Annotated in this window: 12 protein-coding genes; all 12 read right to left on the bottom strand. The window is 71.1% G+C overall.

The genetic code is table 11. The features are described from left to right. Nucleotides 1-104: 104 nt before the first annotated feature. The 12 genes from coaBC to pyrR all read right to left on the bottom strand — a co-directional run bounded on the left by coaBC (nucleotide 105) and on the right by pyrR (nucleotide 13772). A complete protein-coding gene (coaBC, locus tag IDM40_RS10440; RefSeq protein WP_193121771.1) occupies nucleotides 105-1298 on the bottom strand; it encodes a bifunctional phosphopantothenoylcysteine decarboxylase/phosphopantothenate--cysteine ligase CoaBC in 1194 nt (397 codons plus the stop codon). A gap of 120 nt (nucleotides 1299-1418) precedes the next feature. Further along, complete coding sequence (gene rpoZ, locus IDM40_RS10435; protein ID WP_017614384.1) at nucleotides 1419-1685, bottom strand: DNA-directed RNA polymerase subunit omega; 267 nt, start codon at nucleotides 1683-1685, stop codon at nucleotides 1419-1421. Between the two features lie 104 nt (nucleotides 1686-1789). After that, nucleotides 1790-2380: a guanylate kinase gene (gmk, locus tag IDM40_RS10430; protein WP_193121740.1), complete on the bottom strand. Its 591-nt coding sequence runs from the start codon at nucleotides 2378-2380 to the stop codon at nucleotides 1790-1792. 198 nt (nucleotides 2381-2578) lie between these two features. Further along, nucleotides 2579-2902, bottom strand: coding sequence for an integration host factor, actinobacterial type (gene mihF / locus IDM40_RS10425; RefSeq protein ID WP_017576782.1), 324 nt, complete (start codon nucleotides 2900-2902; stop codon nucleotides 2579-2581). Nucleotides 2903-3270: 368 nt separating this feature from the next. Next, nucleotides 3271-3978, bottom strand: a complete 708-nt coding sequence (pyrF, locus tag IDM40_RS10420) for an orotidine-5'-phosphate decarboxylase (RefSeq protein ID WP_193121739.1) — start codon at nucleotides 3976-3978, stop codon at nucleotides 3271-3273. A gap of 220 nt (nucleotides 3979-4198) precedes the next feature. Then, nucleotides 4199-5140 carry a dihydroorotate dehydrogenase gene (locus tag IDM40_RS10415; protein WP_193121738.1) on the bottom strand — a complete coding sequence of 314 codons (942 nt, stop codon included), beginning with the start codon at nucleotides 5138-5140 and terminating at the stop codon, nucleotides 4199-4201. A 30-nt stretch (nucleotides 5141-5170) separates the two neighbouring features. After that, the gene (locus tag IDM40_RS10410) at nucleotides 5171-6067 is read right to left on the bottom strand and encodes a dihydroorotate dehydrogenase electron transfer subunit (protein WP_193121737.1); all 897 of its coding nucleotides are present in this window, start codon (nucleotides 6065-6067) and stop codon (nucleotides 5171-5173) included. A gap of 284 nt (nucleotides 6068-6351) precedes the next feature. Then, nucleotides 6352-9666: a carbamoyl-phosphate synthase large subunit gene (carB, locus tag IDM40_RS10405; RefSeq protein ID WP_193121736.1), complete on the bottom strand. Its 3315-nt coding sequence runs from the start codon at nucleotides 9664-9666 to the stop codon at nucleotides 6352-6354. A gap of 21 nt (nucleotides 9667-9687) precedes the next feature. Continuing rightward, on the bottom strand, nucleotides 9688-10830 hold the full coding sequence (gene carA / locus IDM40_RS10400) for a glutamine-hydrolyzing carbamoyl-phosphate synthase small subunit (RefSeq protein WP_193121735.1): 1143 nt from the start codon (nucleotides 10828-10830) through the stop codon (nucleotides 9688-9690). Nucleotides 10831-10883: 53 nt separating this feature from the next. Further along, nucleotides 10884-12185 carry a dihydroorotase gene (locus IDM40_RS10395; protein WP_193121734.1) on the bottom strand — a complete coding sequence of 434 codons (1302 nt, stop codon included), beginning with the start codon at nucleotides 12183-12185 and terminating at the stop codon, nucleotides 10884-10886. 91 nt (nucleotides 12186-12276) lie between these two features. After that, entirely contained in the window at nucleotides 12277-13185 is a 909-nt protein-coding gene (locus tag IDM40_RS10390; protein WP_193121733.1) for an aspartate carbamoyltransferase catalytic subunit, read from the bottom strand. Further along, the gene (pyrR, locus tag IDM40_RS10385; protein WP_193121732.1) at nucleotides 13185-13772 is read right to left on the bottom strand and encodes a bifunctional pyr operon transcriptional regulator/uracil phosphoribosyltransferase PyrR; all 588 of its coding nucleotides are present in this window, start codon (nucleotides 13770-13772) and stop codon (nucleotides 13185-13187) included. Before pyrR ends, IDM40_RS10390 begins: the two co-directional genes overlap by 1 nt. Nucleotides 13773-13891 lie beyond the last annotated feature (119 nt).

Raw genomic sequence — 13891 nt, 5'->3', positions numbered from 1 at the left:
CCGCTGGTGGGCGAACCCCGCGGCCCACCCCGGCGGGCAGGTCACGGACGCCCTTGTGAAGTGTGGCGTACCGAGCGGTACGAAATCCAGTCCTCTGGCGGGGTCTATCCGTGGAAACGCCCGGACACGAGGTCCCATACCTGGTCGGCGAGGTCTTCCTTCGGTCCACGCGGAACCTCGGTCGCCGATCCGTCGATGCCGAGGATCACGGCCTGGTTGTCGTCCGTGCCGAACGCACGCCCCCGGCCGACCTGGTTGACGACGAGCAGGTCGCAGCCCTTGCGTTCCAGTTTGGTGCGGCCGTTGGAGACCACGTCGTCGGTCTCGGCGGCGAAGCCCACGATGGTCTGGCCCGGAGCACGTTCGGCTCGTGTGCGCACCAGGTCCGCGAGGATGTCGGGGTTCTCGGTGAGTTCGATCGGGTCGGGTTCGCCACCGGACTTCTTGATCTTGGAACCCACGCTGCTGCTGGGCCGGAAATCGGCGACGGCGGCGGCCATGACCACCGCGTCGGCGCCCACACGGCGCTCCTGCACGGTCTCGGCGAGCTCGGCCGCGGACGTGACAGGGATGACATCGACCCCGGCGGGATCGGGCAGGGAGACGTTGGCCGCGATGAGGGTCACATCAGCGCCCCGGGCGGCGGCGGTGCGGGCGAGCGCGTACCCCTGCTTGCCGGAGGAGTGGTTGCCGATGAACCGGACCGGGTCGATGGCCTCACGGGTGCCGCCGGCGGAGATGACGATCCGGCGTCCGGCCAGGTCGTCGGCGCCACCGCTGCGGCGCAGGGCCAGGCGTGCGGACTCGTAGAGCTCGACGGGATCGGGCAGGCGTCCGCGCCCGCTGTCGGAGCCGGTCAGGCGCCCCTCGGCCGGGTCGAGCACGACGGCTCCGCGCGAGCGCAGGGTCTCGACGTTGGCCCGGGTGGCGGGGTGCTCCCACATCTCGGTGTGCATCGCAGGCGCGAACACGACCGGACAGCGGGCGGTCAGCAGTGTGTTGGTCAGCAGGTCGTCGGCGAGGCCGGCGGCGGCCTTGGCGAGGATGTTGGCGGTGGCCGGGGCCACGAACACCAGGTCGGCCGATTGTCCGATGCGTACGTGCGGAACCTCGTGCACCCGGTCCCACACGCCGGTCTCGACCGGCTGCCCGGACAGGGCGGCCCACGTGGGCTCGCCGACGAAACGCAGGGCCTCGTCGGTGGGGACGACCCGCACCCGGTGGCCCGACTCGGTCAATCGCCGAAGCAGTTCGCACACCTTGTAGGCGGCGATGCCGCCCCCGACGCCGAGGACCACCTGGGGAATGTGTCTGTCACTCACGGAAGGAGTTCTACCAGGCGCGACGGCCGCCCCCGACCCCGGGGGCGGCGCGGCGTGCCGGTGGAGGGCCTCCGGCGGTCACCCGCCGGGGGTGCCTCAGTTGCCCTCGTAGGGCTCGGCGGTCAGCAGCCCGGAGCGGACCTCGCGCAGAGCGATGGAAAGGGACTTCTCCTGGACCTGCGTCTCGACCAGCGGGCCGACGTACTCCAGCAGGCCTTCGCCGAGCTGAGCGTAGTAGGCGTTGATCTGGCGGGCCCGCTTGGAGGCCATGGTCACCAGGCTGTACTTGCTGTCGACGCACTCCAGCAGGTCGTCGATCGGCGGGTTGGTGATGCCTTCGGCGACGGGCTCGGTACCAGCCACTTCGAATACCCCCAGGGACGGTCTCCGGCTCGTCGAAAGCCGCGAGGTGGATGAATGGGATCGGCGGCGCTCGGGTGCGCTGCGCGGTTCGTGTCCCCGCGCTATCACACCTTGGGCGCAGCCATCAACGCTAGCAGCTCGCCGCACACGTCCTGAACCGACGTGTTGACGAGGGTGGTGTCGAACTCCTTCTCGGCGGCGAGTTCGACCTTGGCGGTCTCCAGGCGGCGCTGGATGACCTCCTCGGCCTCGGTGCCGCGACCGGTGAGGCGGCGCACGAGCTCGTCCCACGAGGGCGGGGCGAGGAAGACGTGCAGGGCCTCGGGCATGGTCTCGCGGATCTGGCGGGCGCCCTGGAGCTCGATCTCCAGCAGCACGGGCAGCCCCGCGGTCAGGCGGGCCTGGACGGGCGCGCGGGGCGTCCCGTAGCGGTTGCCGGCGAACTGGGCCCATTCCAGGAGCTGGTCCGCCGCGACGAGCTCGTCGAACTCCTCGTCGCTGACGAAGTGGTACTGGACCCCGTCCTCCTCACCCGGGCGGGGTGCGCGGGTGGTGACCGAGACCGACAGCCACACGTCGGGGTACTCGCGGCGCAGGGCCGCCACGACGGTGCTCTTGCCCACTCCGGAGGGGCCGGACAGGACGATCAGACGCTTCTCGGCCTGGTTGGACTGGTCTCCGGGCTCAGCTGACATCTGTGTTCGGGCTTCCATTCGCTGTGCGCCGACGTGAAGGGCCGCGGGGCAGTCCGGGCGCGGCCGCCGCCCCGTGCGGCGTGTGTGCGGGACGTCCGCGTGCGTCGCGGGGAAGCTCCAGTTATACCACCGGACACGAACGCGCCCGTCCGCGTCTGTGGGGAGACGCGAACGGGCGGTCAGCGGTGTTCGGGGGTTCTACTTGGTGAGGTCGCCGAACTCCTCTTCCAGCGCTGCACGCTGGTTGGTGCCCAGTCCGCGCACACGGCGCGACTCAGCGATGTTGAGGCGCTCCATGATCTGCTTCGCACGGACCTTGCCGACACCGGGAAGGGACTCGAGCAGTGCCGAGACCTTCATCTTGCCGATGACGTCGTCCTTGAGGCCTTCGGAGAGCACCTCGGACAGCGAGACGCCGCCGTTCTTCAGCTTGTTCTTGACCTCTGCGCGCTCTTTTCTGGCCTTGGCGGCCTTCTCGAGAGCCGCATGCCGCTGCTCGGGTGTGAGGGGAGGAAGGGCCACGCCGGGTCACCTCGGATTTCTACTCGTGTGTAGAGGGCGGACGCCTGCGCAAGTTAGTAGGTCTGACCCCCGTTAGGCAACGTAAAGTGCCCTTTCAGGGGCTATTTCATCGAACTAACTACGCACAGTCATCATGCCATTGCCCTCGGGGGCTAAATTGGGGACTTTGGTCCTGATTGAAGGTAGCGGGGATCGTGCCACCAGGAACGGTCACAGAGCGGTGACCCAGGTCACTCAGGGCGGCCGGAAACGGATTTCGGACACACTCAATAACGGTCATTGATAAGCCACAACTGTGAGCGCAGGGACAGCTGCTCGAGTCCGGCTACCGGACCCGACGAATCCACCGCCGGGCCCGGCACCGGACCCTAGACACGGACACCGGCACGCCGGACCGCAGCCGCGATGGATGCGGCCGCCGAGCCGGGATCCGGTGCCCGGGTGATGGGCCGTCCGATGACCAGAAGATCCGCGCCCGCTGCGACGGCCTCCTCGGGGGTGGCCACCCGCGACTGATCACCCCGGTCCGCCCCGGCCGGGCGCACGCCCGGTGTGATGAGGGTGATGTCGGGGCCCACCTCCGAGCGGACCATGGCCACCTCCTGGGGCGAGCACACCAGCGCACGGGCGCCCGCCTCCACCGAGAGCACGGCCAGACGGCGGACGGCGTCGCGGGCCGGCCCGAGCAGCCCCACCTGCTCCAGGTCGTCCTCGTCCATCGACGTCAGAACCGTCACACCGGCGATGTCGGTGTCCGGCGCCGCCTCGACCGCGGCCCTGACCATGTCGGAGCCGCCACTGGCGTGCACGGTCAGGTAGGAGGGCTTCAGACCGGCGACGCTGCGCGCAGCCCCCGCCACGGTGGCGGGGATGTCGTGCAGCTTCAGGTCGAGGAAGACCCCGACCTTGTTGGCGCCGCGTACCGCGCTGACGATCTCGGGACCGTAGCGCAGGTACAGTTCGAGCCCCACCTTGACCGTGCTCACATGCGGTGCCACCGCAGAGGCCCAGGTCGCCGCCGTCTCGATCTCCTTGGCGTCGATCGCGACGGCGATGGGCGCTGAGGACACGGTCATGTCGGTTTCTCCAATCGTGTGCCACCGGCCCCGTGGCCGATGCGGCACCGCGCGGGCCCACACGACGGCCCGACACGGTGCACGGTCACTGTCATGTGCACACCACCGGGGTGTGCACTTCCCAGGGCGGACGGCTTCATGCCACCCGCCCGGGACCGGTTCGGACACGTTCCGTGCGGCGGGCGGGGGACCTCCCCGGCGCCTCCCGGACGGCTGCGGCTCAGCCGCGCGGTCCGGTCCGGTGGGCCGCCCCGACCAGGTCGGCGGCGCGTGCGAAACCCCGTTCCTCGAGCGCCTCGGTGAACTCGCGCAGGACCCGCGCGCCCGCGGAGGGGTCGGAGAAGTTCACGGTCCCCACACCCACGGCGCTGGCCCCGGCGGCCATGAACTCCAGGACGTCCTCCCCCGTCCGCACACCGCCCATACCGATGATGGGGACCTCGGGCAGGGCCTCGTGCACACGGTGGACGCACCCCACCGCGATGGGGCGCACCGCGGGTCCGGACAGTCCGCCCATACCCCCGGCCACGGCCGGACGCAGGGTCCGGGTGTCCACGGCCATGCCGCGCACCGTGTTGATCATCGAGAGCCCGTCCGCGCCCGCCTCGGTACAGGCGGTGGCCAATTCCACGATGTCGGGGACGTCGCCGGCGAGTTTGGCCAGCACCGGCAGCTGCGATCCGGCCCGTGAGCGGACCGTGGCCACGACCTCCTCCGCTCGGGCCGGGTCGTCTGCGAAGGTACGGCCGGTGGCGCTCTCCGGGTCGGGGCAGGAGAGGTTCACCTCGATCGCGCCGATCCCCTCGGCCTCGGCCAGGCGCCGCGCGAGCTCACCGAACTCGGCCACCCCTGCCCCGGCCAGCGACACGATCGCACGGCCACCGCGGGAGAGCAGCCACGGCAGATCGCGCTGCAGCAGCACGTCCAGCCCCGGGCCCTGCATCCCGGTGGTCGAGAGCATGCCGCTGGGTGTCTCGGCCATGCGCGGGGCCGGTCTGCCCGCGTGAGGCTCCAGCATCACCGACTTGGTCGTCACCGCCCCCAGGGAGGCGATGTCGAAGAACTGGGCGAGCTCGCGGCCCGCCCCCGCGCATCCGGCGGCGGTCACCACGGGGTTGGGCAGCTCGAGGCCGCCCACCCGGGTCCTGAGGGTTACGTTCACGGTCCTACTCGTCGGGTCGTGGTGTGGAGGTCAGGCGATGTCGCGGTCCTGCTCGACACCGCGTCCGGCGGCACCCTTCCACCCGGGGGCACCCAGGGCGTCGAAGGGGATGGAACCGACGTCGTCGAAACGCACCTGCTCGCCCCGGAAGACGGGACCGTCCACGCACGAGCGCACCATGCGGGTGATGCCGTCCCCGCCCACGACCGGGATCACGCAGGTCATGCAGATCCCCGTGCCGCAGGCCATGGTCTCCTCCACCGACACCTGTGCGGGCAGCCCGTGCCGGTCGGCGACGGCGGTGACCGCGCGCAGCATCGGCATGGGACCGCAGGCGTAAACCGCGTCGGAGCGGCACTCCCCCACCACACGTTCGAGCACGTCGGTGGCCCGGCCGCGGGTGCCGAAGGAACCGTCGTCGGTGGTGAAGCTCGCGGTCTCGGCCAAGCGCCGCGCGGTGATGGCGTTGAGCACACCGTCGGCGGAGGCTGCCCCGATCACGAAGTCGACCCGGCAGCCGCGGCGGCGCAGCGACTGCGCCAGCGGGAACAGCGGGGCCGCACCGGATCCGCCGCCCACCAGGACGCAGTTGACCGGATCGCGGGGCAGCGGGAAGGGGCGGCCGAGGGGACCGACGACGTCCAGCAGGTCACGCGCCCGGCGTTCGGCCAACCAGGCCGTACCGGTGCCCTCGACCGAGAAGAGGAACTCCACGGTGCCGCCGTAGTCGGCCTTGACGTCGTGCACGGCGAAGGGGCGGCGCAGCAGCGTGCTCGAGTGGTCCCCGCCCACCCCGACGGAGACGAACTGGCCCGCGCGGAACCGTTCGGCGATCCCCGGGGCGACCACGGTGATACCGATGTAGGCATCGACCCTGCGCACGTTCAGCACGGGGCATCTGATCTGCACCGGTCCGTTGTCGCTCATGGTCGGGGCGGGGCCTCTCCTGTGGGTGTGCGGGTGCGCGGACACGGGCCGCGCGCTGTGGGTGCCGGGGGCCGTCGCCGCCGGCCGCGGGGCCGGCGGCCCCTCTCAGCCTAGAGGCTCCCCGGACGCGGCGACGCGGTTCGGCGGTACGGGTACCCGGGCCCGGAAGAGGGCGCGGTCCGCCGGACACAGGTCCGGGCGGCCCCGACATCGCGGAGCCGCCCGGATCCCGGTCCAGGTCCCGGCGGCGGGGGTCCGGGGAACCCCTTCACCGGGTGCCGGGGTCAGGCCCGCACGGCCTCACGTCCTGCGTTGAGCGTGGTCGCGTGCTCCTGGAGGGAGCGAACGCCCACGTCACCGCGCACGCGCGCCTCGATGGCCTGCACGGCCGCGGCCAGGCCCTGCACCGTGGTCACGCTGGGCACGTTGCGCACGACCGCGGCGGTGCGGATCTCGTAGCCGTCCAGACGGGGTCCGGCCTGGCCGGCGCTGCCGAACGGGGTGTTGACGATGAGGTCGACACCGCCGTCGTGGATGAGCTGCACGATGGTGCGCTCGCCCTCGGGGCCGGGGCCGGCGCTGTGCTTGCGCACGACCGTGGCGTGCACGCCGTTGCGGCGCAGCACGACCGCGGTGCCCTCGGTGGCCATGATCTCGAAACCGAGGTCGGCCAGGCGCTTGACCGGGAAGATCATCGAGCGCTTGTCCCGGTTGGCCACGGAGACGAAGACCTTGCCCTGGGTGGGCAGGGAGCTGTTCACCGCGAGCTGGGACTTGGCGTAGGCGGCACCGAACTCCAGGTCCAGGCCCATGACCTCGCCGGTGGAGCGCATCTCCGGGCCGAGGATGGTGTCGATGCCCTCGCCCTTCTTGTCGATGAACCGGTTGAAGGGGAGCACGGCCTCCTTCACCGAGACCGGGGCGTCCACGGGCAGGTCGCCGCCGTCGCCGGTGGCCGGGAGCATGCCCTCCTCGCGCAGGTCGGCGACGGTGGACCCGGCCATGATGCGCGCGGCCGCCTTGGCCAGCGGCACGGCGGTGGCCTTGGACACGAACGGCACGGTACGGGAAGCGCGCGGGTTGGCCTCGAGCACGTTGAGCACGCCCGAGGAGAGTGCGTACTGCACGTTGATGAGGCCGCGCACGCCGGTGCCGCGGGCGATGGCCTCCGTGGAGTTGCGGATGCGCTCGATGTCCTCGCTGCCCAGGGTGACCGAGGGCAGGGAGCAGGCGGAGTCGCCGGAGTGGATGCCGGCCTCCTCGATGTGCTCCATCACGCCGCCGAGGTAGAGGTCGCGCCCGTCGTAGAGGGCGTCGACGTCGATCTCGATGGCGTCGTCGAGGAACCGGTCGATCAGGACCGGGTGCTCGGGGCTCACCTCGGCGTTGCGCTCGATGTAGTCGGCGAGCATGGCCTCGCTGTAGACGATCTCCATGCCGCGGCCGCCCAGCACGTAGGACGGGCGGACCATGACCGGGTAGCCGATCTCGTCGGCCGCGGCCTTGGCCTGCTCGAAGGAGTAGCCGGTGCCGTACTTGGGCGCGGGCAGGCCGGCGTCGGCCAGGACCTTGCCGAACTCGCCGCGGTCCTCGGCCAGGTCGATGGCCTCGGGGCTGGTTCCGATGATGGGCACCCCGGCCTGCTTGAGCTCGCGGGCGAGCCCGAGCGGGGTCTGGCCGCCGAGCTGGACGATGACGCCGGCGACCGGCCCCGCGGCCTGCTCGGCGCGCACGACCTCCAGGACGTCCTCCAGCGTGAGGGGCTCGAAGTAGAGCCGGTCGCTGGTGTCGTAGTCGGTGGAGACCGTCTCGGGGTTGCAGTTGACCATGACGGTCTCGTAGCCGGCCTCCGACAGGGCGAAGGAGGCGTGCACGCAGGAGTAGTCGAACTCCACGCCCTGGCCGATGCGGTTGGGCCCCGAGCCCAGGATGATGATCTTGGGCTTGTCGCCGGCCGGGACCTCGGTCTCCTCGTCGTAGCTGGAGTAGAGGTAGGGGGTCTGGGCGGCGAACTCGGCGGCGCAGGTGTCCACGGTGAGGTAGACGGGGTGCAGGCCCAGGGCGTGGCGCAGCTCGCGCACGACGTCCTCGCTCTTGCCGGTGATCTCGCCGATCTGCAGGTCGGAGAAGCCCAGCTCCTTGGCCTCGCGCAGCAGGGCCACGTCGAGCTTGGGCGCCTTGCCCAGGACCCGGGCGGTCTCCTCCAGGCGCAGCATCTGGTCGAGGAACCAGGGGTCGATGCGGGTGGCCTCGTGCAGCTCCTCGACCGTGGCCCCGGCGCGCAGGGCCTGCTGGACCAGGCGCAGGCGGAACTCGGTGGGGATCTTGGCCTTCTCGACCAGCTCGTCCTTGTCGCCGGGCTCGCCCTCCCAGGTCAGGCCGGTGCCGTTCTTCTCCAGGGAGCGCATGGCCTTCTGGAGCGCCTCGGGGAAGGAGCGGCCGATCGCCATGGCCTCACCGACCGACTTCATGGTGGTGGTGAGCTGCGGGTCGGCGCCGGGGAACTTCTCGAAGGCGAAGCGGGGCGCCTTGACGACCACGTAGTCGAGCGTGGGCTCGAAGCTGGCCGGGGTCTCCTGGGTGATGTCGTTGGGGATCTCGTCCAGGGTGTAACCGACGGCGAGCTTGGCGGCGATCTTGGCGATCGGGAAACCCGTGGCCTTGGAGGCCAGCGCGGAGGAGCGCGAGACCCGGGGGTTCATCTCGATGACGATGATGCGCCCGGTCGTGGGGTGCACGGCGAACTGGATGTTGCAGCCGCCGGTGTCGACGCCGACCTCGCGGATGACGGCGATACCGATGTCGCGCAGTTCCTGGTACTCGCGGTCGGTGAGCGTCATGGCGGGCGCGACGGTGATGGAGTCGCCGGTGTGCACGCCCATGGGGTCGAGGTTCTCGATGGAGCACACGACGACGACGTTGTCGTTGGCGTCGCGCATCAGCTCGAGCTCGTACTCCTTCCAGCCGAGGATGGACTCCTCCAGGAGCACCTCGGTGGTGGGCGAGAGCGCCAGCCCCTGGCCGGCGATGCGGCGCAGTTCGGTCTCGTCGTGCGCGAAGCCCGACCCGGCGCCGCCCATGGTGAAGGAGGGGCGCACCACGACGGGGTAGCTCAGCTCCTCGGCCGCGTCCAGGCACTCCTGGAGGCTGTGGCAGATGCGCGAGCGCGCGGACTGGCCGCCGATGCGCTCGACGATGCCCTTGAAGCTCTCGCGGTCCTCGCCGGACTGGATGGCCTCGATGTTGGCGCCGATGAGCTCGACGCCGTACTTGTCGAGGATCCCCGACTCGTGGAGGTCGACGGCGGCGTTGAGGGCGGTCTGACCGCCGAGGGTGGGCAGGAGTGCGTCGGGGCGCTCCTTGGCGATGATCTTCTCGATCATCTCGGAGGTGATCGGTTCGACGTAGGTGGCGTCGGCGATCTCCGGGTCGGTCATGATCGTGGCCGGGTTGGAGTTGACCAGCACGACTCGCAGGCCCTCGGACTTGAGGACGCGGCAGGCCTGGGTGCCCGAGTAGTCGAACTCGGCAGCCTGCCCGATCACGATCGGGCCGGACCCGATCACGAGGACGGATGAAAGGTCACTACGGCGCGGCATGCTCTTGATTCCTCTTGATCGCTACTTGGCAGCCGGAGCAGGCTGGGCGGACATCAGGTCGACGAACTCGTCGAAGAGTTCGGCCGCGTCGTGGGGGCCCGCGGCGGCCTCCGGGTGGAACTGGACGCTGAACACGGGTCGGTCCAGCAGCCGCAGGCCCTCGACGACCTGGTCGTTGAGGCCGATGTGGCTGACCTCGGCCCGGCCGTAGTCGGTGTCGAAGGGCTCGTCGAGCGGGGCGTCGACCGCGAACCCGTGGTTCTGGCTGGTGATGGCGACGCGGCTGCTGCGGGTGTCGAGCACCGGCTGGTTGACGCCGCGGTGGCCGAAGGGGAGCTTGTAGGTGCCCAACCCCAGGGACCGGCCCAGGATCTGGTTGCCGAAGCAGATGCCGAAGAGCGGCTTGCCGGCGTCGAGCACACCGCGCATGGCGGCGACGGGGCCGTCGGCGGTGGCGGGGTCGCCGGGGCCGTTGCTGAAGAAGACGCCGTCCGGGTCCAGGGCGAGGATGTCCTCGGCGGTGGCGCCGGAGGGCAGCACGGTGACCCTGCACCCGCGCTCGGCCAGGCGCTGGGGGGTCATGGCCTTGATGCCGAGGTCGATGGCGGCGACGTGGAAACGGGCCTCCACACCCTCGGGCGGCAGGACCTCGTAGGCGTCGTCGGTGCTGACCTCGGCGGCCAGGTCGGAGCCGGCCATGGTGGGCTGCTCCAGGATGCGGGCGAGCAGCTTCTGCGGGTCGGTCTCCACGCTGCTGACGGCCGCGCGCATGGCGCCGCGGTCGCGCAGGTGGCGGGTGAGCGCGCGTGTGCCCTTGAGGGCGATACCGACCACACCCTGGCGGCGCAGCTCCTCGTCGAGGGTGCGCTCGGCACGCCAGTTGGAGGGGATGCGGGCGGGCTCGCGGACGACGTACCCGGCGACCCAGATGCGGCCGGACTCGGGGTCGTCGTCGTTGACGCCGGTGTTGCCGATGTGCGGGGCGGTCATCGCCACGATCTGGCGGTGGTACGAGGGGTCGGTGAGGGTCTCCTGGTAGCCGGTCATACCGGTGTTGAAGACGGCCTCGCCGAAGGTCTCTCCGCCGGCCCCGAACGAACGGCCGTGGAAGACCCTGCCGTCCTCGAGTACCAGGATCGCGGGTCCGCCCGTTTCCTCGGACACGTCTGCCCCCTCCTGCGTGCCGGGGACGCCCCGGCTGTTCTGTGTGGTGGTGTTCATGCGGTCTTGCCTTCCAGGACGGTGGGGACCCCGCGCAGGAACGTGGCGCGCACCTGTCCGGGCAGGGTCATGCCCCGGAAGGGGGTGTTGCTGCTCTTGGTGACCATGGCCGTGCCGTCGACGCCGACGGGGGCGGCAGGGTCGTAGAGGACGACGTTGGCCGGCTCGCCCTCGCTCAGGGCGCGGCCGTGGCCGTCCAGCCGCCCGATGCGGGCGGGGGTGGCCGACATCCGGTCGGCGACCTGGTCCCAGGTCAGGAGCCCGGTGTCGACCATGGTGCGCTGCACGACGGCCAACGCGGTCTCCAGACCGACCATTCCCATGGCGGCGTTGGACCACTCGGTCTCCTTGGCCTCCACGGGGTGGGGGGCGTGGTCGGTGGCGACGACGTCGATGGTGCCGTCGGCCAGGCCTTCGCGCAGTGCGAGGACGTCCTCCTCGGTGCGCAGCGGCGGGTTGACCTTGTAGATCGGGTCGTAGCCCTCCACGAGCTCGTCGGTGAGGAGCAGGTGGTGGGGGGTGACCTCGGCGGTGACGTCGCAGCCGCGTTCCTTGGCCCAGCGGATGATGTCGACCGAACCCTTGGTGGACACGTGGCACACGTGCAGGCGCGAGCCGACGTGCTGGGCGAGCAGGCAGTCGCGGGCGATGATCGCCTCCTCGGCGACCGCGGGCCAGCCGGGCAGGCCGAGGCGGTCGGAGACGCAGCCCTCGTTCATCTGGGCGCCCTCGGTGAGGCGGGGCTCCTGGGCGTGCTGGGCGACGACGCCGTCGAAGGCCTTGACGTACTCGAGGGCGCGGCGCATGAGCAGCGCGTCCGAGACGCACTTGCCGTCGTCGGAGAAGACACGCACCTTCGCGGCGGAGTCGGCCATCGCGCCGATCTCGGAGAGCTGCTCGCCGGCGAGGCCGACGGTGACGGCTCCGACGGGGCGCACGTCGCACAGGCCGCTCTCGCGGCCCAGGTGCCAGACCTGCTCGACGACACCGGCGGTGTCGGCGACGGGGTCGGTGTTGGCCATGGCGTGCACGGCGGTGAAGCCGCCCATGGCGGCCGAGCGGGAGCCGGTCTCGACCGTCTCGGCGTCCTCGCGTCCGGGCTCGCGCAGGTGGGTGTGGAGGTCGACCAGGCCGGGCAGGGCGATCAGACCCTCGGCGTCGACGACCTGGGCGCCCTCGGGGGCCTCGAGGTCGGTCCCGACCCGGGCGACGGTGCCGTCGCGCAGGAGCAGGTCGACCGGGTCGCCACCGAGCGGGCGTGCCCCGCGGATGAGGTAGGGGCCGTGGTTGTCGGGCATCGCGGTGTGCGGCTTTCTGTTCGGGTGGAGAAAGGCTGTGGGTGCCGTGGGGCACCGGCGCGCGCCCCGGGCAGCGGGGCGCGCGAGGGCGTCAGGAACCGCCGAGGAGCAGGTAGAGCACGGCCATGCGCAGGCTCACGCCGTTGGCGACCTGCTCGGTGACGGTGCACCGGGGCGAGTCGGCGACCTCCGCGGAGATCTCCATGCCGCGGACCATCGGGCCGGGGTGCATGACGATCGCGTGCTCGGGCATGCGGCCGAGGCGCTCTCCGTCGAGGCCGTAGTTGCGGCTGTACTCGCGCACGGAGGGGAAGAAGGACTCGTTCATCCGCTCGCCCTGGACCCGCAGCATCATGACGACGTCGCTCTTGGGCAGGACGGAGTCCAGGTCGTAGGAGACCTCGCACGGCCAGGTGCCCACCGAGACCGGCAGGAGGGTCGGCGGGGCCACGAGGGTGACCTCGGCCCCCAGGGTGGTCAGCAGCAGCACGTTGGAGCGCGCGACGCGGCTGTGCATGACGTCGCCGACCACGGCCACGCGCAGGCCCTCGAGGGTGCCCAGGCGGTTCCTCATGGTGAAGGCGTCGAGCAGGGCCTGTGTGGGGTGCTCGTGGGTGCCGTCGCCGGCGTTGAGGACCGAACCGTCGACCCAGTGGGAGAGGCGGTGGGCGGCCCCGGAGGCGCTGTGGCGGATGACGACGCCGTCGGCGCCCATGGCCTGCAGCGTCAGCGCGGTGTCCTTGAGGCTCTCGCCCTTGGAGACGCTGGAGCCCTTGGCGGAGAAGTTGATGACGTCGGCGGAGAGGCGCTTGGCCGCCAGTTCGAAGGAGGTGCGGGTGCGCGTGGAGTCCTCGTAGAAGAGGTTGACCACGGTGCGCCCGCGCAGGGTCGGGAGCTTCTTGACCGAGCGGTCGCCGACCTGTGCGAGCTCCGAGGCGGTGTCCAGGATCAGGGTGGCCTGGTCCCGGTCGAGGTCGCCGGCGGAGAGCAGGTGCCGCATCAGCTGTCCACCTCCTGGTCCGCGGATCCGGCCGAGCCGGCGCGGGAACGGGCGGGACCGAGCAGGACGGCGTCCTGGTCGTCGGTCTCGCTCAGACGTACGTCGACGTTCTCGCGCAGAGAGGTGGGCAGGTTCTTGCCCACGTAGTCGGCGCGGATGGGGAGCTCGCGGTGGCCGCGGTCGACGAGGACGGCGAGCTGGACCGCGCGGGGGCGTCCGAGGTCGCCGAGGGCGTCGAGGGCGGCGCGCACGGTCCGGCCGGAGAAGAGCACGTCGTCGACGAGCACGACCACGCGGTCGTCGAGTCCACCGTCGGGGATCTCGGTGCGGCCGAGCGCACGCGCGGGGGCGAGACGCAGGTCGTCGCGGTACATGGTGATGTCGAGGGAACCGGTGGGGACCGCGAGGTCCTCCACACGTTCGATGCGCCGGGCCAGGCGCTGTGCGAGCGGGACGCCGCGCGAGGGGATGCCGAGGAGGGTGACCTCCTGGCCGCCCTTGGTGCGTTCGAGCACCTCGTGGGCGATCCGGGTCAGTGCCCGGTTGATCTCGGGGCCGTCGAGGACGGCGCGGGTACCTTCGGGCACCTTCGCCTGTGCGCCCGAGATCCCCTCCGCTTCACCGGCGGTGGCTTTTTGCGCACGCAAAGTAGTGACCCCCTTCCCTGCCTCACTGAACAGGACGTTAAAGGATGTCGATCGAGCCC

This window comes from Nocardiopsis coralli, from assembly GCF_014892575.1.
Classification (GTDB): domain Bacteria; phylum Actinomycetota; class Actinomycetes; order Streptosporangiales; family Streptosporangiaceae; genus Nocardiopsis; species Nocardiopsis coralli.
This window is presented reverse-complemented; position numbering and strand designations above follow the sequence as displayed.

Excerpts from the sequence above, each read along its gene's own strand:
- gmk (WP_193121740.1), bottom strand. The coding sequence starts at position 2,380 with ATGTCAGCTGAGCCCGGAGACCAGTCCAACCAGGCCGAGAAGCGTCTG.
- pyrF (WP_193121739.1), bottom strand. The coding sequence starts at position 3,978 with ATGACCGTGTCCTCAGCGCCCATCGCCGTCGCGATCGACGCCAAGGAG.
- IDM40_RS10410 (WP_193121737.1), bottom strand. The coding sequence starts at position 6,067 with ATGAGCGACAACGGACCGGTGCAGATCAGATGCCCCGTGCTGAACGTG.
- carB (WP_193121736.1), bottom strand. The coding sequence starts at position 9,666 with ATGCCGCGCCGTAGTGACCTTTCATCCGTCCTCGTGATCGGGTCCGGC.
- IDM40_RS10395 (WP_193121734.1), bottom strand. The coding sequence starts at position 12,185 with ATGCCCGACAACCACGGCCCCTACCTCATCCGCGGGGCACGCCCGCTC.
- IDM40_RS10390 (WP_193121733.1), bottom strand. The coding sequence starts at position 13,185 with ATGCGGCACCTGCTCTCCGCCGGCGACCTCGACCGGGACCAGGCCACC.